Consider the following 20,761-nt stretch of genomic DNA (forward strand, 5'->3'; position numbering starts at 1 on the left):
CGAACGCTGCCCTACTGTGTTTCGATGAGCCACAAACAGCATCCTGCTCAAAGCCGACTCAGCATTCGTCACCCTCAGATCACTCTTGAAATCGAGGCGAATGACCTTAATATGATCTTATCTTGCCATCATCGTTTTCAATCATGGATGTTTCTCTGGGGTAGGTCGGAATGGCAGAACAAGAAGACGCTAAACCCGCAAGCGGGCGCTTCAACACAAATGATGAGACGAAGCGGATCGTATGGACACAGACCGCTGGTCATTGTGAACTGTGCGGCACGGATCTGACGTTCGATTATCGTGCCGGCAAGCCAATGAAATGGGGCGAAGTGGCGCATATCCTGCCCGCCAGTCCCAAAGGCCCTCGGGGACGCGCGGATCATGATGCTGAGGCGCACACAAACAATACCGCTAATCTGATGCTCCTGTGCCCAGGTTGTCATGACAAAATTGATCGTGACGCAGATGGGTATCCTGAAAATGATTTGAGTGGTTTACACCAAGCGTACCTGGAACGCATCCGGCTCGCGGCAACGACCCCCGATGGTGGCAGAGCCATTCCGCTCATCGTCCAGAGTCAGCATTTTCAGACGATCAACGATATCCCCGTTCGCGATCTGTTGACTGCGATGTCCGCCGAGGGATTAACCGCCTTCGATCAAGGCATCAAAATCACCTTCGCTGCGCCCGGACCACGTGGCAGGGACACTACCTATTGGCAGAACGTCAAAGACAGCGTCCAGTATGAGCTGGAGCAGCAACTCAAGCGTCGCGGCGGCACCTATGGCGACTCGCCTGCGCTAGCAGTAGTCGGCTTGGCCGACATTCCGGCTTTGATGATGTTGGGCCAGAGTATCGGCGACCGTTCCAAGCGCTTGATCTTCTCCTTTCACCGCGAGCATCTTTTGCGCTGGCCAGATCAGTCCGCTGAGCCGCCCGCTTTTTTGTTTACACCTCCCCCCGACGGCGACGGGCCACTGGCGCTTGTGCTCTCCATTTCTGCGCAAGTTCCAGTTCGCGACGTGGCCGAAGCTCTGCCCGGTGCACGTATTGCAGAGCTGTCGATCCCAGAGCCAAGCTATGCGATGGTACAAAACCGTCGGGTGATTCATGCCTTTCGTGACGCACTTCAAATACGACTGAGCCAGCTTGAGGCTCTGACTCCTGACCCTATCCACGTCTTCGCCGCCATTCCTGCGGCATTGGCCATCGAGTTTGGCGCGTTGCTCACAACACAGCATCAACATACATACCTGATCTTCGATCGGGACAAAGAAAACCAAGATCGGTTTACGCAAACACTGCAATTGGGCTTGGTGGCCCAGGAGGCTAGGTAAATGCTTTTGAGCAACGAACAGACCAAGCGCAGCAGTTGGGAATATTTTCTGCTTCGCGCTGCGCGGGAAATCTCGCTGTCGGAAGCGCAGTACGAAAAAATTAATGACCGCTACTCCCAACTGGAAAAAATCCTCTCGGCTTCCGACAACCCGCTGCTCGCTGAGGCCCATATCTTTGTGCAAGGCTCGATGCGGCTGAAAACGACCATCAAGCCAATCCCCGGCGCGCCTGCGGATCTGGACACCATTGATGCGGACGCGATTATCTGGCTCCCTCACGCTCAAGGCGCTAGTGCGAAGGAAGTTCTAGAAGCGATTGAGCAGCGTTTTAGGGAAGGCTCCCGCGTCCAAGAAGAAGTTAAGCAATTACGTCGTGGCATCCGGATCGTTTATGCCGACGAAAATCCAGGTTTCCACATCGATGTCACGCCTGCCCGCGCGATCAACGGAAATGGCGAAGCAAACGGCGAAGGTAAGCTGGAGGTTCCGGATCGGGTCACAGGGTGGAAAGCAAGCAGCCCTATCCCTTACTCGAATTGGTTGCAGGTTGCTTCTGCCCAAGAGATCTCTCTGGAAAGCTTGGTAGTTGCCAAAAGCCAGCGGATGCTTGATGCCGCGACACAAGATCCTTTGCCGCATTATCAGGATTACATCGATCAAGATCCCCTGCGTGCAACCATTAAGCTGCTCAAGCGGCATCGCGATGAATGGGCCATTAAGACAAGGAGCGCTGATACTCGCCCAATATCTGCGGTCATCACCACCCTGGCCACGCACGCATACCTGGATGTCGTAAAGGAGTCGCAGGCGAAGCCTCTGGCACCGCTCGATGCAATTTTGGAAATCGTTCGCAGGATGCCGCAGCACATCGGGCAGAGAGGTAGCGACTGCTATGTCTGCAACCCTGCCGATAACGGCGAAAACTTTGCAGAGAAGTGGAATCGACCGGGCGAGGGGCAAGGCTATCGCCAAGCATTTGCCAAATGGCATGCGGACGCCAGTGCATCTGTTTCATTGGGTTTGGAAAGTTTTGAATCCAACGATTCCTTTGCCGAGGCAGTGAAAAAGAATTTCGGTATTGCACCGGCATTCATTACGGCAGTGAACAATGAGATCCCTGCGAATTGGACTATGCCCGGCCGACCGGATGGCACTACTCGAAACTCTGCTTCGATGGGTTCGCTCTTCGGAGGGGCCAGCGGTGGCGGAACCTCTCAGTCGAGCGTAAAGCCAGTTGGACGCCTTGGCTGATCCTCTTAAGACGCCATTGCAGCGCGGAATCGCCGCGCTGCGAAATACCCTAGGTCAGGATGCAGCCGATGCATTGCTCCAGCTCGCACCCATGCGGGCTGACGAAGCGGCGTGCTTTCACTTCCCCTTGCCCATCGATTACACGGGGCAGGAGCGGCGTCTGCGTATTGGTTTCCCCTCCAACTTTCCCCGTGGACTCTTGCGGCTGAACGTCGAACCCTCTCCATGGCTGGTTTGGCCGCATGCCACCAAGTCGGGGCTTTGCCTTCATGGCTTTCAGGAACGCCCCATCATGGGCTCCCCAGAGGTCGTGGTAGAGGACAGCCTTGCTCGCTTGGCCCAGATTGTTTCGTTGTCCAAGATGGGATCAAGCCAGGCAACGCGCGATATCGAATTTCAGAATGAGATCACTACCTACTGGTCGTTTCAGCACGGTCAGTCATTCCAGAACCTCTTACTGTTGGATCGACCTCAGACTGCCTCGCAGTTGTTTGCGCTCAGCGATCCGCGCCGGGCTGTGCCATCCGGTCAGGAAACGGTTTGGTTAGCATCGAATGTAGCAGCACTCAAAGGGCATTACCGGCGGGTTGTCGGGCGCTCCGCTGTCATTCGCGCGGCCGAAACTCCCGGTTTTTACGTCAAGCTTCAGACTTATCCGGATATCCGCACCCCGGATCCAGAAGATTTATTGCTGTGGCTAAAGCCACACCTTCAACCTGACGATGCCGAGCAATTGCTGGCATGGTTTGAGCTGCATGGAACGTTGGCGAGTCGATGGATTGTTCTGGAGCTTCCAGGAGGGGCAGGTGCTCCAACATATTGTCTCAATGTGCGCTCGCTCGGCGTACAGCAGGAGCGGGGGGCAAAATTCGGCTTGCGTACAGCGCGCCGGCGGCCAGCTATCGCAAATGCACATCCTCCGGCACTTGTCCGCGCAACTGCCCTGGACGTGCTTGATCGAGCGTCCATTCTGTCCCGCGATATAAGTGGCACTGCACAGCACCTTGAAAATGCTCGAGTCGTTTGTGTTGGCGTTGGCTCATTAGGCAGTGCGGTGGCAATACAATTGGCACGATCCGGTGTCGGCCACCTTACCCTCATCGATCCTGACACTTTGGTGTCAGCCAATCTGGGGCGGCACGTTCTGGGAGCGGATAGCCTAGGGAGACTGAAAGCCTCAGCGTTGAGGGACAAGATTCTGTTAGATCTTCCGACTACAGAATGCACCGCTTATTCGACTTTCGCCGAAGTAGTTATGAGCAGCAAACCAGAAGTGTTCGATAACGCAGATCTTGTGGTGATTACGACAGCGGACTGGCAGTCGGAGGTCACTGTATGGCGAGCCAAATCCAGCGGCGTTTCTTGGGGACTTTTACAAGCCTGGAGCGAACCGTATACCCAGGTAGGCCACGCGCTATTCGCACCAGCCGGTACCTTTGATGGCCGTCATTTATTCACGGACATCGGCGATTTTCTTCATAAGTTTACCGAGTGGCCGGGAGGAGGTGTGGTTCCACTGCCCGCTTGTGGGGAGAGCTTTATTCCAGGCGGATCGCTGGGGATGACCAATATCGCCTCTATGGTGTCGCACACGGCTTTACGTGCATTGACCTGCAACATCACCACTGCATCTTGGGTCAGCAGTATCTACAGGCCTGAAGATGTGCCGAGCCTAGGAGGCCAATACCATGGGCCCAAACTTCCAGAGGGGGCGCAGCAACTCCTACTCGAGCGCGGATGGCCGGAACATAAGGATGAAATGGTATGACGGATATCGCTTGGCGCTGGAGATGGGCGGAGGTGGATTCCGAGCTATTGGTGTCGCAAGCTGTCGCGGACATCTTGGATAGTCATCGGCAGGGCCTCTTTGGCGTGGAGCGAGGGGGACAGTTATTCGTCAACCCGGTTAATCCGAAAGGGTTGCTGCTGGCCTTGGCCACGTTGCCTCATCGCGCCGATCGGTCAGGCTGGTCTTGGCTAGAGTTGGATGCGGAGCGGTGCCGTCAGGAGATCCAAGCTGCCAACGAACAAGGGTTACGTCTGGTGGGCTATTGGCATACGCATCCCCAATCTGTTCCGGTGATTTCTCCGGCAGACATAGGAAGTTTCTCCAGATTTGCTGCGCGTTACACGCAGGATCTACCGCACCCAATAGCCGTTATCGTTGGCAAGTCCGAAAAACCAGAAGGCATCAAGGCTTGGTCGTTCAGGGGCGGCAGATATGTTGAAGCAACTTGGCTTAGATAAGCTTCAAGTCAGTGCCATGGGAGGCGTCAGCGGTTACCCTTACCCGCCAGCATTAGCGCGAAGAGCTCTGCCTGAAAGCGAGCATCATCCAATGCGTTATGGTTCGGTTCGCTGAGTGGCTTCAGCGCAGCGGTCATCTTGGATGATTTTGTTTCCTGCCAGCTGCAACCTACAGCTCCCATGAAGTAGGCCTTCATGTCGATAGCGGTAAAACCAAAGGGGTTGGTTTCCAAGTATTTGTGGAAGTAGTAGTTGACGAATGACCAGTCAAACGGTGCATTGAGTCCTACGAAAATGACCTTCTGCCCCGTTTGGCAGGATGATTTCAGCCATTCACCAAATGTCAGCATCGCCTGTTGCGGAGTGAGTCCTTCGCGCTCCAGCTTCTCCAGACTCAGCCCCGATACTGCCAGTGCTTCTGGGTCGTGTTTTGGACTGTCAGGTCGTAGTTCAAGATAGATGGACGTGGCAGGTTGATCTACAAGGCAAGCTCCAATGGAAAGCAGGCTGTATTCGCCTGGTATAGGTCCAGAAGTCTCGACGTCGACGGAAACATAAAGCTCATCAGGGTTCATGTCATATCCTTTTCGTGTAGTTGCCAGATCACGCTCAAGCTCGGTAAGCGTCTGCCGAACACATCTTGTACCAGCCCGTTTGGTGTAGACGGACGCTCGAAACACCCTGTCGAGGCTATCGCGCTATTCGGTTTCGATGGCAGCTTGCTCCCCCTATGCTCTTGACTCGTCTAGGAGCAGCAACCAGAGCGAACCCCAGCAGCAGGTTCAAAAAGTGACTCAACAATCGTGCAGTCTGGAGTGTTCAAACCTAGGCATGTTGACTCACACATACCTGCCATTGAGAGCAGCTCTACCCGGATTTGCTGAAGCTTTGCTACCTTCGACTCTACTTCCGCTAGGTGCTTCTTGACCACCGAAAGCGCGTCAGCGCACGGACGATCAGCATCTGCTGCGAGCGCGATGAGTTCTCGGATATCTTCGAGCGGGAAACCCAATTCACGATTCTGCCGGATGAAGACGAGTCTTGATCGATGCTTTTCAGTATAGATTCGATGCCGCCCAGTCGACCGCAGGGCGGGAGGTAAAAGGCCTATTTTCTCGTAGTAGCGAATCGTTTCAATGTGGCAACCCGTTGATTTCGACAGCGCCCCGATTCCTGACATGCAAACTCCCCAAGCATTTTCTTGAACCTGTAGCAGCTACAGATATTAACCTGTCTTCAGAAAATAATTTCACGCGCTTGAAGGGCATTTTGTGGACAGAGAACAGCTAGAGACTAACCAGATTCCCATTTACTTCGTCGCGGTCATTGTCGCGGCCCTCGGAGGCCTGCTCGCCCCCAATGCGTCTGAAGCATTAGGGTCGACGGTGACACCCACCATCGCAGTGCTGATGTACGCCATGTTTCTACAGATCCCGTTCTTGGATCTCCGTAATGGCCTCGCAAATAAGCGTTTCATGGCAGCGCTGCTCACAGCCAACTTCGTGGCCATCCCCTTGCTGGTTTGGGCATTGACGATGGGGATAACCAATCACCCGGCGATTTTGGTGGGTGCCCTGTTGGTCTTGCTGACGCCTTGTATCGACTATGTGGTGGTTTTTACCCATATCGGTAAAGGCGACTCCAAACTCACTCTGGCGGCCACCCCATTGCTTCTTTTGATGCAGCTTGTGCTGCTGCCGGTGTACCTGACCTTCATGCTGGGTAACGACTCAACAGTGGTCATTTCTATAGGCCCATTTGTTGAGGCCTTTGTGATGCTGATCGCTTTGCCTTTGGTCTTAGCGGTAGCAACAGCTGCCGGGGCAAAGAGATCACGCATCGTTGAAAGCTGGAACAACGCATGGGCCTGGATGCCTGTACCGGCTATGGCGGCTGTATTGGTCGTAGTGATCGGCGCTCAGATTTCAACGGTGGTCAGAGACATCGACAAGCTGCTGCCTGTTATTCCCGCCTACATTGGTTTCACGCTCTTGGCACCGGTGGTAGGTGCGCTGGTGGCTCGGGCGTTTAAGTTACCGGCCAGCACGGCAAGATCAGTCGCTTTCAGCAGTTCGACACGAAACTCATTAGTGGTTCTGCCATTGGCATTGGCCTTGCCCGAGGAAATCAGAGGGCTCGCTGCGGCAGCAGTCATTACTCAAACGCTGATTGAGTTGGTCAGCGAACTAATTTACATCCGAGCAATTCCTGCTTTGGTGTGGCGCAAAATGTAGATGCCAGGGCAGACACCCTGCGCGATTAAACAGGCGCCCACATGTGCGGCAGCAGCTTGTTAATCTCACTCGCGCGCTGCGTCGGCAGGCGCATGAGAACATCCTTTAGATAGGCGTACGGATCATGGCCATTCAGCCGTGCTGACTGGATCAAGCTCATGATCGCCGCAGCCCGTTTTCCGCTGCGTAGCGACCCGGCGAAGAGCCAGTTCTTGCGCCCAAGAGCCCATGGCCGGATCTGGTTCTCCGCCCAATTATTATCAATGGGAACCGCCCCGTCATCGAGGTAGCGCGACAGCGCTGCCCAGCGTTTAAGGCTGTAATCGAGTGCTCTGCTGATGGCCGAACCTTCGGGCACAAGATCACGCTGCGCGATCATCCAGGCATGCAGCCTATCCATCACCGGTACGGCTTTTTCTTGCCGTATTCGGCGCCGTAAATCCGGCTCCAGGTCTCTGACTTCTCTTTCGATTTCGTACAACAACTGGATATAGCGCAGGGCTTGCTCGGCGAGCGTGCTTTTATTCGTAGCGTGCAGTTCGAAGAACTTGCGCCGTGTATGGGCCATGCAGCCGATCTCTGTCACGCCGAGTTCAAAGCTGGCCTTGTAGCCGCCAAAATCGTCGCAGACCAACTTGCCCTTCCAGTCCTGAAGGAAGTTGCGAGCATGCTCTCCGGCGCGACTGGAGCTGAAGTCATAAACCACCGCTGCCACATCCGAGAACTGGCTGGTAGCGTAGGCCCACACATAGGAGCGATGGGTTTTCTTTGTTCCCGGCATGAGCATCTGCACCGGTGTTTCATCTGCGTGGATGACTTGTTGCCCAAGCACTACTTCGCGCAGCGCATCGACCAGCGGCTGCAACTGAACTCCGGTCACGCCAACCCATTGAGCCAAGGTTGAACGTGGAATCGCCAGGCCCGCTCGACCGAAGATCGATTCCTGACGGTAAAGCGGCAGATGGTCAGCAAACTTGGCGATCATGACCTGTGCGAGCAGGCCCGAAGTCGGGATGCCCTTATCAATGACCTGCGCCGGAACCGGTGCCTGGATCAGCGTTTCGCAGTTATCGCAGACCCACTTGCCACGGACATGGCGCTCGACGGTGAACACGCCGGGCGTGTAGTCCAGCTTCTCGCTAACGTCCTCACCTATGCGCTTGAGGGCGCAGCCGCATGGGCAGTGAGTGTTGTCCGGTTCGTGATGGATCAACGTTCGCGGAAATTCTGCCGGCAATGCCGTGCGCTTGGGCTTTTGCTTTTCCTCGGTCGCCGTTGGTGCTATTTGCAACGCCTGAAGCTCGGCCTCAATCGCCGCGATATCAGTATCGATCAGGTCATCTAGCAGGCTGGCCTGTTCAGGATTCATCTGCTCGCTGCGCTTGGCAAACTTCAAACGCTTGAGCTGGGCGATCTCATGGGTCAGTTTCTCAATGACTGTTTGATCACGGTTGATTTTCTTGCCCATAGTGTCGACTTGCGAGAGCAACTGCGCTGCGAGGACGCGCAGTTGAGTGGGAGACAGTTGGTCGAGATTGGGCGAAGAAGTCATACGCCGGACTTTGCCAGAGCAGGCGTTTCGCGACGATAGACCGATAGGCTAATGGCAGCCGTTAAAGCAGTATGATCGAGCCTCCAGAACCTGCGCGTTGCCATGGCAGCCCCAGCACCAATGCTTGAAGTTGCTCGGCATCCAGTTCCATCTCAGAACCATGGCGAATGCCAGGCCAGTGGAACTTGCCTTGGTTTAACCGGCGCGCCGCCAGCCATATTCCGAAGCCGTCATGCACCAGCACTTTCATGCGATTGGCGCGACGGTTGGCGAACAGATAAGCGCAGTGCGGCTGCGCCGCACCGAACACCGCGATCACCTTGGCTAGCGCCGTTTCGGTGCCTGCGCGCATGTCCATCGGTTCGGTGGCGAGCCAGATAGAGTCGATGCGAATCATCGCAGAATATCTCGAAGAAAAGCCGCGCAGGCGGCAGCACTTTCAGTGGGCCAGTTCACTTTGATGATGCCGCGCGGGTGCTGTATTTCAACGCAGATATTCGATGATGCTGGATGGGAGTTCGCCCCGGCCAGCGGCATGGCTAACGGAATAAATGCAGGTGGCGGCGCCGGGATTTTCTGCGCTTGCAGCCGAATCCATTTGTGGACGAGGTTTGCGTTGAGGCTATGACCGAGCGCGACGCTGGCAACCGAAGCGCCTGGTTGGGCGCACTCTTGAATGATCTGGGCTTTAAAGGATTTGGAATAGGAACGGCGTGTTGGCTGCATGAAATACCCGCTTAAAAGGCTAGAACTGGTGTCCACTTAATTTAAGTGCACACCATGTCTTCGCTTTGCAGGGCTGGGTAGATGACTTGGCCGGACGGTTACCAAGCTCGTAACCATGTGACGGTGGAAAGGCGGCAAAGCCATTGCCCCATTTTTTGCTGTTGCACTCGCTATCCGGCGTTCGAGCAGCGGCAGTGCATGTCTACTGGAGGAGTGCACGTTCCTTTGGTCAGCTCTGCGCCCGAGCATAATGATGTGTGTCATTCTCTAGTCGCGGATGAGGGCCGGACAATCATGAGCGAGCATTGGATAGTCAAGTGCCAGAATACTGAGGACGGTACTGGCGACATCATCATTGACCTACCTCCAGAGTTGCTTGACCAAATGGGGTTAGGTGTTGGTGATCATTTAGAGCTAACGATAGCGAATGGCACATTAGTGCTGACGCCCATGAACAGTGCAATATCAGTACGGCCGATGTTTGCTGGAGTCCTGCGTGAGGATGCCTATCATGCTTACCGCAAGCGGTTGGCTGCGTATCTCCATATCCCTTCCAACGCTTCGGATCAAGACATTCACGACATGATAGTAGCTGGCTTTTCGGCCGGCCTGATTTCATCGCTTTGTGCTGATGGCACCGTAAATCCGCAAGAACGCGACATAATCATTCACCCCAAAACGCTCAAAACAAAATTGGCAAGCGATCAGCTTTTAACGTCGGATGAGAGCGATCGCCTGTTCCGGTTCGCACACATTACCGCCATGGCCGAGATCATGTTCGGGGACGAAGGGAAGGCCAAACAATGGCTTTCCAAACCCAAAGCCCGTTTTTTGGGAAAAAGCCCACTGGCAATGGTCACTACGTCTCACGGCACACATCTAGTTGAAGAAATGCTGATTCAGGTGTCTGAAGGCATGTCATTTTAATCCTGCCACAGTTAACAGTGTGGACGGAAATAACGGGCAGCAGCATGCCCACTTCTATGACTATCACTGAATCTGAGAGTCAATCACTATGATCAACGCAAACGCTCTAGCCGGTATAGGCATCAAAGCCCAAGCGTTGGTTCATCCCTCAACGGCGTGCGTTACGTCATTGCACCTGCGACTCTTGATACCGCCAAGACGGAGTCGAAACCACCACATAGTCGATATAAATGATCAGTTCATTCAACAGGACTCCCGCCAAAATTGTGGGGTGGCCGGTTAGCATCCTTAACGGGGATTGGACATCGACTCGATAATACGGCACTGCTCGATCACGCCGCCCTCGCAACAAGCAATCAAACGCTCCAACTCCACCTCCAAGCCTTGCAGGTCTCGGATGCGCATTCGAACCTGCTCTAACTGCCCCTCGATTTTTGCGTCCACCCTGGCGCAGGAAGCGTCGCGGTTATCCGCAAAGCCCAGCAACTCTCGAACATCGTCAAGGCTGAAGCCCAGTGTGCGGCTACGTCGGATGAACAATAGACGGTCGCGCTCCTCGTCGGTGTAGAAGCGATAGCCTGATGCTGAACGCCCTGCAGAAGGCAGGAGGCCGACCTGCTCGTAATAGCGGATGGTCACCGCTTTGGTATCAGTCGCCTTCGCCAGATCACCGACTGTGTATTTGGTCGAACTCATTTCGCTTGACCTTATAGTTGCTAGAATCTTCATTCTACGCGCCTTAGGCGATAAGCAAATCTGCGTGCGCTCAATAGAAAAGTGGACTGAATCCTATGGAAGCCCCCTTAAAACAACATCAATCCGGAGCTTGGGCGCTGTTGCTCTGTGCCTGGTTGCTTGCTCTGGTATCAACAATCGCCGTGCTATTCGTTGGTGAAGTCATGGGGCAACTGCCCTGTGTGCTCTGTTGGTTTCAACGAGCCTTCATGTTTCCACTCGTCCTGGTATTGGGCGTCGCCTGCTGTTTATCGGACACCGGTGTTTGGCGCTATGCACTGCCATTAGCAGTCATGGGTTGGCTCATCGCTCTGTATCACAACCTGCTTTATTTCGGACTGATTCCTGAAAGCATCAAACCTTGCGGGGCCGGCCCTTCCTGCTCCGGTGCCGACATGACCATCCTCAGTGGTGTTCCGCTGCCACTTTTATCGCTGGGCGTGTTCAGCCTGCTGATCATTTTTCTCGTTCTTATCCGTCGGAGATTTACCGTATGAGCAGACGCGCCGTCGTCCTCTCCATCAGCGTGCTAGCCATCGTAGGCTTTGCCGTCGCAGCATTTTTCTACAATCGTGCTGCCACTGTGCCCCAGGCTACAGCACCTGTACCGCAAACCAGCGCGCTAGTGCGGTTTAACTCACCAAGCTTCGGCCCTGCCGACGCCCCGGTGACAATCGTAGAATTCTTCGATCCATCTTGTGAAAGCTGCCGTGCCTTCTACCCCATCGTCAAAAAGATGATGTCACAACACCCAGGCGATGTTCGCTTAGTGCTGCGCTATGTGAAGCTTCACGTAGGGTCTGAAGAAGCCATACGTCTGCTCGAGGCTTCACGTAAGCAGGGTGTTTTTGTGCCGGTACTTGAAGCTGTCCTCGCTGCTCAACCGCAGTGGCATGACGATGCGAAAGCATCAGCAGCTTGGGACGTAGCGGCCCAAGCGGGCTTGGACGTGGCTAAGGCTCGTGAGGACATGATGTCGCCGGAGATCACCGCCACGATAGAAAGAGATGCCGCTGATGCCAAAACTGTAGGTGTGAAGGGAACACCGACATTTTTCGTTAACGGTAAACCCCTGACTAACTTCGGCGCTCAACAGCTCTACGATCTGATTTGGAGCGAAATCAACCAAGCTCGTTAATAAGGGCGCGTGCGGAATGCGGAATGAAAAAAGCTCACCGGGCTCGACAATCCGCTTGACCTTATAGTGGCTATAGGGTGTTCACTCTTCACAATAAATTGTGGAGAGTGCCTTTATGAAAAGCTGTTGCGGTGATGAACAAACACCGAAAAGTGACGCCGCCGTTGAGGTATTTGACCCGGCAGCACCGACCGGCTGCTGTGCACCTGCCGCGACTATGTGTAATACAACTACAGCACAGTCCAACAGTAGTTGCTGCTCCGCGAAAACTTTGGACGTCAGCTCAGCGCCTTCTTCAGTAAAGGGCGCGGGTTGCTGCTCCCCTGGCTCCGATATCAGTAAATCGAACTGCGCTGTCGTAGCACCGCCATCTGCCCTGTACAGCCTTGCCGAGCCGAGCCAGCCTGCTGCTACGGTTGATAATGACCTTTTTATCGATGCTTGCTGCCCACCATCTGCTGCGGGTAGTCCCAAAGTCGGCATCGAAAACGTGTCTCCCACCAATACCGACGAAGCGACTCGTTTCAGCAGTTTCAGGATTGGGCAGATGTGCTGTCCTTCCGAGCAGACCATGATCGAGGACAAGCTCGCGAAGATGAGCGGCATTCAAAAGCTCGAGTTCAACATGATGAACCGCACGATGGCTGTCTGGCACGAGCTACCCGACACCTTGGGTATCGAGGCAGCAGTGCTATCGCTGGGCATGCACGCCGAACCTTTGACGGCTAATGGCAATGCAACCAGCGCAGATACGCCAGAAGTCCTTCCCCAGGCGGAATCACCTAAGAGCACATGGTGGCCATTAGCGCTTTCCGGTGTCGCTGCCGTGGGTGCTGAAGTCCTGCACTTCACTAACTCCGCGCCTGAATGGGTGATAGCGGTCATAGCCTTGTTCGCCATCGTGCTCTGCGGGCCTACGACCTACAAGAAGGGTTTGATCTCGATCAAACACCTCAACCTGAACATCAACGCGCTGATGAGCATCGCGGTTACCGGAGCGGTGTTGATCGGACAGTGGCCAGAAGCCGCGATGGTCATGTTTCTCTTCACCGTTGCGGAAATGGTCGAAGCGAAATCGCTGGATCGTGCGCGCAATGCGATCAAGGGGCTGATGGACTTGACCCCTGAACGAGCTACCGTGCGCCAACCCAACGGTAGTTGGCTGGAAGTCGATGTAAAAACGGTCGAGATTGGGGCCTTGGTTCGTGTCCGCCCCGGCGAACGAATTGGCCTGGATGGTAAAGTCTCTTCTGGTAACTCTACTGTTAACCAAGCGCCCATCACGGGCGAGAGCTTGCCCATCGAAAAAGATGTCGATGATCCTGTCTATGCCGGCTCCATTAACGAATCCGGCTCCTTCGAGTATCGAGTGACAGCTGAGGCCAACAATACGACCCTTGCTCGAATCATTCACGCGGTTGAAGAAGCCCAAAGTTCGCGAGCTCCAACCCAGCGGTTCGTTGATAAGTTTGCCAAAATTTATACGCCAGGGGTGTTCTTTTTCGCCGTCGCGATTGCGGTATTCCCACCACTGTTTATGGGCGGATTGTGGACTGACTGGATCTATCGTGCACTGGTGCTTCTGGTGGTTGCTTGCCCTTGTGCGCTGGTCATTTCCACTCCGGTGTCCATCGTCAGTGGTCTGGCGGCAGCGGCTCGCAAAGGCATTTTGGTTAAAGGCGGCATCTACCTGGAAATAGGCGCCAAGCTGAGTTTCGTCGCGCTCGATAAAACCGGCACCATTACCCATGGGAAACCGGTTCAGACAGACTACATTCCGGTAGCCGAAGACTCAGAGGTACATCCTCAGATTGTTGCCGCCAGCCTCAGTGCACGCTCGGATCACCCCGTATCACAGGCAATTGCCAAGTACGAAGGCTCGGACGCATCAACGTTCCTGCAAGTGGAGAGTTTTGAGGCCCTTCCCGGTCGCGGGGTAAAGGGGATGATTGAAGGCCAGCTCTTCTACCTGGGCAATCACCGACTGATCCAGGAGTTGGGGCTCGGTACTTCGCAGTTGGACGAATCTCTGACTAGCCTGGAGCGCCAAGGCAAAACAGTCGTAGCCTTGACCAGCGCCAGTCAGGTTTTTGCGTTGTTTGCTGTAGCCGATACCGTAAAGGACTCAAGCCAGACAGCGATCAAGGAGCTGCATGCATTGGGTATCAAGACCATGATGCTTACAGGCGACAATTCGTACACGGCTGATGCGATTGCCAAACGAGTTGGGATAGATGAGGCGCGGGGAAACTTGTTGCCCAGCGACAAGTTTTCAGTAATTGATCAATTGAAGGGCCGTAAGCACGTGGTGGGGATGGTCGGTGATGGGATAAACGATGCACCTGCATTGGCCAAGTCTCAGATCGGATTCGCCATGGCCGCGGCTGGCACGGGAACCGCTATTGAAACGGCTGACGTTGCTTTAATGGATGATGATCTGCGCAAGATTCCGGCCTTCGTCCGCCTGTCACGCGAGACAGCTGTGATTCTTAAGCAAAACATTTTGTTCGCCTTAGGTATTAAGGCCATTTTCCTTGTGTTCACCCTCATGGGTTTGGCCACCATGTGGATGGCTGTTTTTGCAGACGTTGGAGTGAGCATACTTGTCGTGCTCAATGGACTTCGATTGCTAAAGAAGTAGATCGCGAGGTGAGGATGAAAGATAAAAGCGTCTTCGCCCGGCCAAGCAACTTTGTGGATGGCTCTTTTCGCCGATATGGGGACGAGCCCGCTTGTGGTATTCAATGGACCACAACTATTGCGGTATTGATTCGAAAGCTACATTGTCAAAATTGATTACTCACATAAGGAATTAAATATGCAATGTCCTATCTGCAAAGATATAGCTTTAGTAATGACTGAGCGCCAGAGCATAGAAATTGACTATTGCCCGCAATGCCGCGGTGTCTGGCTTGACCGAGGTGAACTCGACAAGATTATTGAGCGTAGTCAGCGACAAGAGACCGTTAGATTGCTTCCACAGAACCTCACATCACCTGTCCAAAGTTCGACGCCAGCAGAACAACCTGGTTACAACCAGTACGGGAATAAGCATGGTCATGGAGATCGAGGGAGCCACAGCGGTGGATGGAAAGAAGGTGGCCATCAAAGTCAAAGTGGGCATCAGGGACAACCGAGTCGCAAAAAATCGTTTTTGCAGGAACTATTTGATTAAGATGGCGATTTCTCGCTTATGATCTGAATACTACATCAAACCAGTATCCACCTTTGAATGATTGGTTTGATGATATGGAACGGTTTGGGTGCTAGTAGGTCTTTATATTCTACAGTCCACTCGTTGGATCTTCATTAGGCTACATTTGGGGAAAAATCATGAGTTCAGGGCACAGTCACGGTCAAGTACGTGCGGGTCATGAAAAGATGTTATGGATCGCACTCGCCCTGACGACAAGTTTTATGATTGCTGAGGTCATCGGAGCCTTTGTCACGGGCAGCCTAGCCTTACTGTCGGATGCTGCGCATATGCTGACAGACGTTGTGGCTTTGGCAATATCCTTGCTGGCTATTCATATTGCCAAACGCTCTGCTGACAGGAAGCGCACGTTCGGGTATGCACGATTCGAAATACTTGCAGCCACATTCAATGCTGTCTTGTTGTTTTTAGTCGCTATATACATTGTCTATGAAGCGTATCTTCGACTTAACGCCCCCGCAGAAATTCAGTCGACGGGCATGTTAGTAATTGCAGTGATGGGACTGATAGTTAACCTCATTTCAATGCGTCTGTTGAGTGCCGCTAGTGGGGAAAGTCTCAATGTGAAGGGCGCTTATTTAGAGGTTTGGAGCGATATGGTGGGGTCTATTGGCGTCATCATTGCAGCGCTTGTAATCCGCTTCACCGGTTGGAGTTGGGTTGATTCACTTGTTGCAGCAGGTATCGGATTCTGGGTGCTGCCTAGGACTTGGTCACTGCTCAAGGAAAGCATGAATATATTACTGCAGGGCGTTCCAGAGGGCATCGATATTCAAAAGGTGGAGGCGAAAATATACGGAATCGTAGGAGTAAAAAATGTGCACGATTTGCATATATGGGCTTTAACCAGTGGTAAGAGTGTAATGAGCGTTCACCTGGTCGCTGACTATACCTCCCGCAGTGAACAAGATATTTTAACTGAAGTCACGTCGCTTATGAGTGAAGAGTTTCAGATCAGTCATACTACTGTACAAATGGAAAAAGCAGATTTCCATAGCCAATTAGTTGACGATTATGAAGGCAAGGTCCACTAATTGAGTTCCATTTTTAAGACAAGTTGTTATTTCGGGGATCCACCCCAGAGGGCTAGTTAAAATGAAAAAAATTATTTTAAATTGTGCTCTGCTGATAATGCTTTTGTCTCTAACAGTAGAGCCGGTTTTGTCGAGCCCGGCTAGACCAGAAAAGGTATTCGGGTGGATTGAAGAAGGGATACTTTTACCAGAAAATATCGCCGTGAAAATAAAGTTGGATACTGGGGCTCTTACGTCATCCATGGATGCGAAGGACTTAAAAAGATTCCAAAAAGATGGAGAAGAATGGATTCGGTTTAACGTTAAAGTCAAAGACACCAAAACTAAGAAGGTGAGTAGCGCACTCTTCGAACGACGGATTGAACGAAATGTAAAAGTTAGAGGTGCCGGCGGCGCTGAACATCGTCCAGTCGTCATGATGACGATGTGCATAGGAGATAAAATTTATAAAGAGGAATTTTCTCTGAAAGATCGAGGCGAGATGAACTATCCCGTACTGATAGGACGCCGAACATTGGAAGCTTTGGGAGCGGTCGATGTTTCGCGCAAATTCACCGAGGAACCCCACTGCAGTTAATTTTAAATATATTTATATTATAGTTTTAGAGTTACTTTATTTGCAAAGCACCTGGAAGGCATACTCGTATTGAGTGTTGCAAAGGCCGACTGAATCGTCAAATAAAAAGACGGACAGTCGGTCGCAGTTTTTTTAGATGCTTGAAAACTTACCATTCTAATATGAATGGCTCTGAGTGGAGTGTGCGTTAATTTTAATGATGATCTTTAGACTTCATTCTTGCCACTAGTTGGCTGCTATTACTGCTGCTGGCCAGTCATTGAAGTAAGTTTTAATGAGGCCAAGGCTTTGGATTGACATGCGCTAAACAGATCAAGCTCAGGTCGATATGCCGAAGTTTGGATATTCATCAATCCTAATATCGAATGGAATAAGTTGTCATGGGATAGTGATGCGCCTCGCTGTTCCCTCAAGCATTGAACGTCTAGTTTTTGACGAGATTGCATGTTTTTGGAGATCCAGAGAACCATGGGAATGCTAGTCTGCTCTTTGGGCGCCATAGCATAAGGCAGTCCGTGCAAGTATATCCCGTTCTCGCCGAGAGACTCACCGTGATCAGAGACGTAAAGCATAGCCGTATCAAAGCGCTCAGCGTTGCGCTTTAGCAAGTCAATCGTTTGTCCAAGTACATAGTCTGTATACACGATACTGTTATCATAGGCACTGACTATGCTCTCGCGCGTACATCGCTCTAGTTGGTTATTATCACAAACGGGACCAAATCGCTCGAATTCGCGTGGGTAGCGCTTGTAGTAGGATGGGCCGTGACTACCTTTCATGTGGAGAACCACGACTGAATCACCCTGTTGTTGATCCAAGTAAGCTTGCAGGTCTTGCAATAAGACTTCGTCGTAACACTCGCCTGCTCTGCATAATCCTGATGTTTTCTGATTGTTCAATTTCTCATTTTTTACTCGGTCACAAATACCTTTACAACCCGAATTGTTATCTCTCCAAAGTACCGATACTCCGGCCCGCTGCAACACGTCTAATAAGCCTTCTCTCCGTAACGCCATACCGTCTTTATAGCCTTGTTTACCCGCATCCAAGAACATGCAAGGTAAGGAGATTGCCGTAGCTGTTCCACATGAACTGACATTGGTAAAACTTAAGACACCACGCCGAGTCAATTCCGGATTGGTATCGCGTGTGTAGCCATTAAGCGAGAAGTTCGCGGACCTAGCGGTTTCACCCACAATTAACAACGTCAGGCGTGATTTTTTTACACTCGCAGTAGTTTCTCCTTGGCGGGCATCAGCACCAATGATTTTTAGTTCTGTGGGCTGTGCTAGCTGGCGACGCATATACCCATGGATTGCCGAAACCACATTCGAAGGAACTAACATCAATCTGAGTTCGCGATGGTTACGTACGAGCGATGCATAAGATTGGTAAAGCGTAAATACGATGATTGCCAAACAGGTAAGTGCTACCGCCAGCCCCATCAATCGATGAGCAAGCGCGCGGGTGCGCGATCGTTGTATCAAACGGACTCGGGTGATAAGCAGCACCGGTAGAACACCAAAACCCAGCATCCATCGCAGTAACTCCCAGTTCAGCAGGTCCGTGGTCTCAGAGATGTCTGTTTGAATAACATTCGTTAGCATGCTGTAGTCAATTACAATGCCGTAGCTATTCATAAAGTAACTCGCTGCTGCCGCAACCAACAGAACAATGGCTAGCACAGGCTTTATGAAGCGTCCCCAAGCCATCGCGCTGAGTAACACGTACAGCCACATCAACACGAACCAAGGCAGGCTAAGCACAAATAAGATGCTTCCGTCTTGTAGGCCTCCCACGCTTTTCCAAACAACTCGCCAAAATGGCCAGTTACTGAACAACAGAAGCCAAGTTGAAACTGCAATAATTAATTGATTGCTACTGAGTATAATTTTCGTACTCAGAATTGGTATTTTTTTATTCATGGGTATCTCGGAATATCTCGACATGATCGTGCGCGCAAACTGTCACTGGACTGCCGCTACGTTTTAGGGAAGAAAAAATCAGCAACAGAGCGATGTAATTCATGGATGCACCAGTGACCCTCAACGCTTTCCTCGGTTGGTTGAAGCTCCACGATTAGCCAAACCGCCAAAACGCCAAAACCGATGAGGATTTTTTTCATGAGATGCCCCCCAAGTAAGTGTTGTACTGATAGATCCGCTCGACTTGACTTAAAAAACAATTTTTTTTGGAGCGAAATGATGGTGGTTGGGTCGCGGGGGTATGGTTTTCTTGCTGACGTTGCGCATCTGTCTTAGTATCGAAGGCATAGGTGATGAAATTGTTTAGATCACTATTCTGATAGGCGCGACTAGTTGTCTAAAAAGGAATTCTAGTTGCGGATGAGAGACCAAAGCGGTCTTGATGCGCTTACCAAGTTCACCACTTTCGAATGCCGATAATCCTCATTGCGCGAAACATCGCCGTACTCGCATAACGCACACTCCTCGGAGTCAGGCGACGCCTTGCAGTTGATTTCAAATATTCGTTGAAAGCTTTGGCAGCCGTTTTTAGTACGGCATCGGGGTTCAAACTCTGTTAAAGCCTGGCTGCGCTATTCTGTATTTCCCGCTCGGCGTCTGCGAGTCTTGGCTCATTTGATAATACGGGTTGGTGACTGTTCCTCGTCTTACATTGGCTGGCTCATGCGCGGTCGTCATCAATGATTCCCGAGGCAGGGAATCAGCCGACCACAACATTTTTCTAATGCGAGATGGCATCACAAAATTTTCGCCCCCAAGGCGCGCCGTTTTCATCGTTTAACAGTAGGGACATCTGCAGCGTCTAGAGTGTTTAGATATATTGCATGCTCAATGTACTGCATAAGAGTTATCGCGAGGGTGACTGAAGAATTACAAATTTGTAATAAGACCATCTATCGTCATCAAGTAGTCTAAAATCCATTTGCCGTATGGTCGTGTGTCTCAATTCACTCATTTAACAGATACTGAAAAAATGCGCGATATTCTGTAATGGCTTAACTCATCCAGTTGAGATGCTAAAGTGAACCGGTGAGTAAAGTTGCCTAAATGAGTGTTGTGGTATTTTCAATTAGTATCGAGACTTTATAATAAATGCGTATCTTGATAATAGAAGACGATCCGAAAACCGCTCATTATTTGCGCCAGGGTCTGACTGAAAGCGGCTTTATCGTTGATTGCATACAAAACGGAATCGATGGCATAAACTTAGTCTCCCAACAGGCTTATGACCTTGTAGTACTAGACGTAAACCCCCCGCAAAGTGACGACTGGGATCTACTTGTAAGTATTCGCGAGGTAATTATTACCCCGATCATGATGCTTACCGAGAAAGGTAGTGTTGAGGATAAAGTCTTGGGTTTTGATCTAGGCGCTGACGATTACATGGTCAAACCAATTGAGTTTCCTGAGTTGTTAGCTAGAGTCCGTACTTTAATGCGTCGAACTGGGTCGTCGGCATCGCTAAATGTGCTTCGCGTTGGCGATTTGGAGCTCGATCTGGGTAGGCACAGGGCCTTTCGCGCTAACCAGCGAATTGACCTGACTAACAAGGAGTTCGCCTTGCTACACTTTTTGATGTGTCAATCAGGCACGACGCTATCGCGCACGCAGATTAAGTCTTCTGTCTGGGGTCTGAGTAGTGATTGCGACACGAACGTTGTTCAAGTAGCAATGAGGAGGCTTCGAGCTAAAATTGATGATCCTTTTGACGACAAGCTTATCCATACATTGCGAGGTGCTGGATATGTCCTTGAGTCGCGTGCCCATTAACCCCGTTTAGCCATTCTTATTTTGATATTGTGCG

General features: G+C 51.9%; 21 protein-coding genes. 13 read left to right on the top strand and 8 right to left on the bottom strand.

Features of this window, described 5'->3' with window-relative positions; genetic code table 11:
* Positions 1-170: 170 nt before the first annotated feature.
* The 4 genes from QMX93_RS00485 to QMX93_RS00500 are packed head-to-tail and all read left to right on the top strand — an operon-like array spanning position 171 to position 4,835.
* A complete protein-coding gene (locus tag QMX93_RS00485) occupies positions 171-1,337 on the top strand; it encodes an SAVED domain-containing protein (protein ID WP_042556862.1) in 1,167 nt (388 codons plus the stop codon).
* Positions 1,338-2,588: a nucleotidyltransferase gene (locus QMX93_RS00490; protein ID WP_047297384.1), complete on the top strand. Its 1,251-nt coding sequence runs from the start codon at positions 1,338-1,340 to the stop codon at positions 2,586-2,588.
* Positions 2,572-4,356 carry a ThiF family adenylyltransferase gene (locus QMX93_RS00495; RefSeq protein WP_047297383.1) on the top strand — a complete coding sequence of 595 codons (1,785 nt, stop codon included), beginning with the start codon at positions 2,572-2,574 and terminating at the stop codon, positions 4,354-4,356. The genes QMX93_RS00490 and QMX93_RS00495 overlap by 17 nt, the downstream gene beginning before the upstream one ends.
* Complete coding sequence (locus tag QMX93_RS00500) at positions 4,353-4,835, top strand: Mov34/MPN/PAD-1 family protein (RefSeq protein WP_042556859.1); 483 nt, start codon at positions 4,353-4,355, stop codon at positions 4,833-4,835. The genes QMX93_RS00495 and QMX93_RS00500 overlap by 4 nt, the downstream gene beginning before the upstream one ends.
* A gap of 26 nt (positions 4,836-4,861) precedes the next feature.
* Here QMX93_RS00500 and QMX93_RS00505 read toward each other — a convergent pair whose 3' ends face one another.
* Positions 4,862-5,410 carry a 3'-5' exonuclease gene (locus tag QMX93_RS00505; RefSeq protein ID WP_010565120.1) on the bottom strand — a complete coding sequence of 183 codons (549 nt, stop codon included), beginning with the start codon at positions 5,408-5,410 and terminating at the stop codon, positions 4,862-4,864.
* A 696-nt stretch (positions 5,411-6,106) separates the two neighbouring features.
* Between QMX93_RS00505 and QMX93_RS00515 the strand changes: the two genes are divergently transcribed.
* Entirely contained in the window at positions 6,107-7,069 is a 963-nt protein-coding gene (locus QMX93_RS00515) for an arsenic resistance protein (RefSeq protein WP_108184780.1), read from the top strand.
* 25 nt (positions 7,070-7,094) lie between these two features.
* On the opposite strand, the gene QMX93_RS00520 is transcribed toward QMX93_RS00515, so the two are convergent.
* The 3 genes from QMX93_RS00520 to QMX93_RS00530 all read right to left on the bottom strand — a co-directional run bounded on the left by QMX93_RS00520 (position 7,095) and on the right by QMX93_RS00530 (position 9,347).
* A complete protein-coding gene (locus QMX93_RS00520; protein ID WP_042561912.1) occupies positions 7,095-8,621 on the bottom strand; it encodes an IS66 family transposase in 1,527 nt (508 codons plus the stop codon).
* Between the two features lie 61 nt (positions 8,622-8,682).
* The gene (gene tnpB / locus QMX93_RS00525; RefSeq protein WP_042561913.1) at positions 8,683-9,018 is read right to left on the bottom strand and encodes an IS66 family insertion sequence element accessory protein TnpB; all 336 of its coding nucleotides are present in this window, start codon (positions 9,016-9,018) and stop codon (positions 8,683-8,685) included.
* Positions 9,015-9,347 carry a transposase gene (locus tag QMX93_RS00530; protein WP_108184288.1) on the bottom strand — a complete coding sequence of 111 codons (333 nt, stop codon included), beginning with the start codon at positions 9,345-9,347 and terminating at the stop codon, positions 9,015-9,017. The genes tnpB and QMX93_RS00530 overlap by 4 nt, the downstream gene beginning before the upstream one ends.
* Positions 9,348-9,641: 294 nt before the next feature.
* On the opposite strand from QMX93_RS00530, the gene QMX93_RS00535 reads away from it, so the two are divergent.
* On the top strand, positions 9,642-10,274 hold the full coding sequence (locus tag QMX93_RS00535; protein ID WP_080963325.1) for an antitoxin Xre/MbcA/ParS toxin-binding domain-containing protein: 633 nt from the start codon (positions 9,642-9,644) through the stop codon (positions 10,272-10,274).
* A gap of 288 nt (positions 10,275-10,562) precedes the next feature.
* On the opposite strand, the gene QMX93_RS00540 is transcribed toward QMX93_RS00535, so the two are convergent.
* A complete protein-coding gene (locus QMX93_RS00540; protein WP_042562261.1) occupies positions 10,563-10,970 on the bottom strand; it encodes a helix-turn-helix domain-containing protein in 408 nt (135 codons plus the stop codon).
* 95 nt (positions 10,971-11,065) lie between these two features.
* Here QMX93_RS00540 and QMX93_RS00545 point away from each other — a divergent pair, with 95 nt between their 5' ends.
* Positions 11,066-11,506: a disulfide bond formation protein B gene (locus tag QMX93_RS00545; RefSeq protein WP_042561910.1), complete on the top strand. Its 441-nt coding sequence runs from the start codon at positions 11,066-11,068 to the stop codon at positions 11,504-11,506.
* A complete protein-coding gene (locus QMX93_RS00550) occupies positions 11,503-12,147 on the top strand; it encodes a thioredoxin domain-containing protein (protein WP_042561909.1) in 645 nt (214 codons plus the stop codon). Before QMX93_RS00545 ends, QMX93_RS00550 begins: the two co-directional genes overlap by 4 nt.
* A gap of 81 nt (positions 12,148-12,228) precedes the next feature.
* On the opposite strand, the gene QMX93_RS00555 is transcribed toward QMX93_RS00550, so the two are convergent.
* Entirely contained in the window at positions 12,229-12,753 is a 525-nt protein-coding gene (locus QMX93_RS00555) for a hypothetical protein (protein ID WP_162184570.1), read from the bottom strand.
* Between QMX93_RS00555 and QMX93_RS00560 the strand changes: the two genes are divergently transcribed.
* From QMX93_RS00560 to QMX93_RS00575, 4 genes are all read left to right on the top strand, one after another.
* Positions 12,695-14,788, top strand: a complete 2,094-nt coding sequence (locus tag QMX93_RS00560) for a heavy metal translocating P-type ATPase (protein ID WP_042561908.1) — start codon at positions 12,695-12,697, stop codon at positions 14,786-14,788. The two genes, QMX93_RS00555 and QMX93_RS00560, sit on opposite strands and share 59 nt — an antisense overlap.
* Before the next feature lie 177 nt (positions 14,789-14,965).
* The gene (locus QMX93_RS00565; protein ID WP_080896081.1) at positions 14,966-15,322 is read left to right on the top strand and encodes a zf-TFIIB domain-containing protein; all 357 of its coding nucleotides are present in this window, start codon (positions 14,966-14,968) and stop codon (positions 15,320-15,322) included.
* 158 nt (positions 15,323-15,480) lie between these two features.
* Positions 15,481-16,395 (top strand): cation diffusion facilitator family transporter, encoded by a 915-nt coding sequence (locus QMX93_RS00570; protein ID WP_042561907.1) that lies wholly within the window; start codon positions 15,481-15,483, stop codon positions 16,393-16,395.
* A 61-nt stretch (positions 16,396-16,456) separates the two neighbouring features.
* Positions 16,457-16,972: an ATP-dependent zinc protease gene (locus QMX93_RS00575; protein WP_155401179.1), complete on the top strand. Its 516-nt coding sequence runs from the start codon at positions 16,457-16,459 to the stop codon at positions 16,970-16,972.
* A gap of 239 nt (positions 16,973-17,211) precedes the next feature.
* On the opposite strand, the gene QMX93_RS00580 is transcribed toward QMX93_RS00575, so the two are convergent.
* Both QMX93_RS00580 and QMX93_RS00585 read right to left on the bottom strand, forming a co-directional pair.
* The gene (locus tag QMX93_RS00580) at positions 17,212-18,897 is read right to left on the bottom strand and encodes a phosphoethanolamine--lipid A transferase (RefSeq protein ID WP_042561906.1); all 1,686 of its coding nucleotides are present in this window, start codon (positions 18,895-18,897) and stop codon (positions 17,212-17,214) included.
* Between the two features lie 56 nt (positions 18,898-18,953).
* Positions 18,954-19,097 carry a hypothetical protein gene (locus tag QMX93_RS00585; RefSeq protein WP_155401178.1) on the bottom strand — a complete coding sequence of 48 codons (144 nt, stop codon included), beginning with the start codon at positions 19,095-19,097 and terminating at the stop codon, positions 18,954-18,956.
* A 952-nt stretch (positions 19,098-20,049) separates the two neighbouring features.
* Here QMX93_RS00585 and QMX93_RS00590 point away from each other — a divergent pair.
* Positions 20,050-20,727 carry a heavy metal response regulator transcription factor gene (locus QMX93_RS00590; RefSeq protein ID WP_042561905.1) on the top strand — a complete coding sequence of 226 codons (678 nt, stop codon included), beginning with the start codon at positions 20,050-20,052 and terminating at the stop codon, positions 20,725-20,727.
* Positions 20,728-20,761 lie beyond the last annotated feature (34 nt).

The organism is Pseudomonas sp. PS01303 (assembly GCF_029959385.1).
Taxonomy (GTDB): Bacteria; Pseudomonadota; Gammaproteobacteria; order Pseudomonadales; family Pseudomonadaceae; genus Aquipseudomonas; species Aquipseudomonas rustica.

Excerpts from the sequence above, each read along its gene's own strand:
- QMX93_RS00530 (WP_108184288.1), bottom strand. The coding sequence starts at position 9,347 with ATGCAGCCAACACGCCGTTCCTATTCCAAATCCTTTAAAGCCCAGATC.
- QMX93_RS00540 (WP_042562261.1), bottom strand. The coding sequence starts at position 10,970 with ATGAGTTCGACCAAATACACAGTCGGTGATCTGGCGAAGGCGACTGAT.
- QMX93_RS00545 (WP_042561910.1), top strand. The coding sequence starts at position 11,066 with ATGGAAGCCCCCTTAAAACAACATCAATCCGGAGCTTGGGCGCTGTTG.
- QMX93_RS00500 (WP_042556859.1), top strand. The coding sequence starts at position 4,353 with ATGACGGATATCGCTTGGCGCTGGAGATGGGCGGAGGTGGATTCCGAG.
- QMX93_RS00580 (WP_042561906.1), bottom strand. The coding sequence starts at position 18,897 with ATGAATAAAAAAATACCAATTCTGAGTACGAAAATTATACTCAGTAGC.
- QMX93_RS00560 (WP_042561908.1), top strand. The coding sequence starts at position 12,695 with ATGTGCTGTCCTTCCGAGCAGACCATGATCGAGGACAAGCTCGCGAAG.
- QMX93_RS00550 (WP_042561909.1), top strand. The coding sequence starts at position 11,503 with ATGAGCAGACGCGCCGTCGTCCTCTCCATCAGCGTGCTAGCCATCGTA.
- QMX93_RS00520 (WP_042561912.1), bottom strand. The coding sequence starts at position 8,621 with ATGACTTCTTCGCCCAATCTCGACCAACTGTCTCCCACTCAACTGCGC.
- QMX93_RS00485 (WP_042556862.1), top strand. The coding sequence starts at position 171 with ATGGCAGAACAAGAAGACGCTAAACCCGCAAGCGGGCGCTTCAACACA.
- QMX93_RS00575 (WP_155401179.1), top strand. The coding sequence starts at position 16,457 with ATGAAAAAAATTATTTTAAATTGTGCTCTGCTGATAATGCTTTTGTCT.
- QMX93_RS00565 (WP_080896081.1), top strand. The coding sequence starts at position 14,966 with ATGCAATGTCCTATCTGCAAAGATATAGCTTTAGTAATGACTGAGCGC.
- QMX93_RS00535 (WP_080963325.1), top strand. The coding sequence starts at position 9,642 with ATGAGCGAGCATTGGATAGTCAAGTGCCAGAATACTGAGGACGGTACT.
- tnpB (WP_042561913.1), bottom strand. The coding sequence starts at position 9,018 with ATGATTCGCATCGACTCTATCTGGCTCGCCACCGAACCGATGGACATG.
- QMX93_RS00585 (WP_155401178.1), bottom strand. The coding sequence starts at position 19,097 with ATGAAAAAAATCCTCATCGGTTTTGGCGTTTTGGCGGTTTGGCTAATC.
- QMX93_RS00555 (WP_162184570.1), bottom strand. The coding sequence starts at position 12,753 with ATGCCGCTCATCTTCGCGAGCTTGTCCTCGATCATGGTCTGCTCGGAA.
- QMX93_RS00590 (WP_042561905.1), top strand. The coding sequence starts at position 20,050 with ATGCGTATCTTGATAATAGAAGACGATCCGAAAACCGCTCATTATTTG.
- QMX93_RS00490 (WP_047297384.1), top strand. The coding sequence starts at position 1,338 with ATGCTTTTGAGCAACGAACAGACCAAGCGCAGCAGTTGGGAATATTTT.
- QMX93_RS00505 (WP_010565120.1), bottom strand. The coding sequence starts at position 5,410 with ATGAACCCTGATGAGCTTTATGTTTCCGTCGACGTCGAGACTTCTGGA.
- QMX93_RS00570 (WP_042561907.1), top strand. The coding sequence starts at position 15,481 with ATGAGTTCAGGGCACAGTCACGGTCAAGTACGTGCGGGTCATGAAAAG.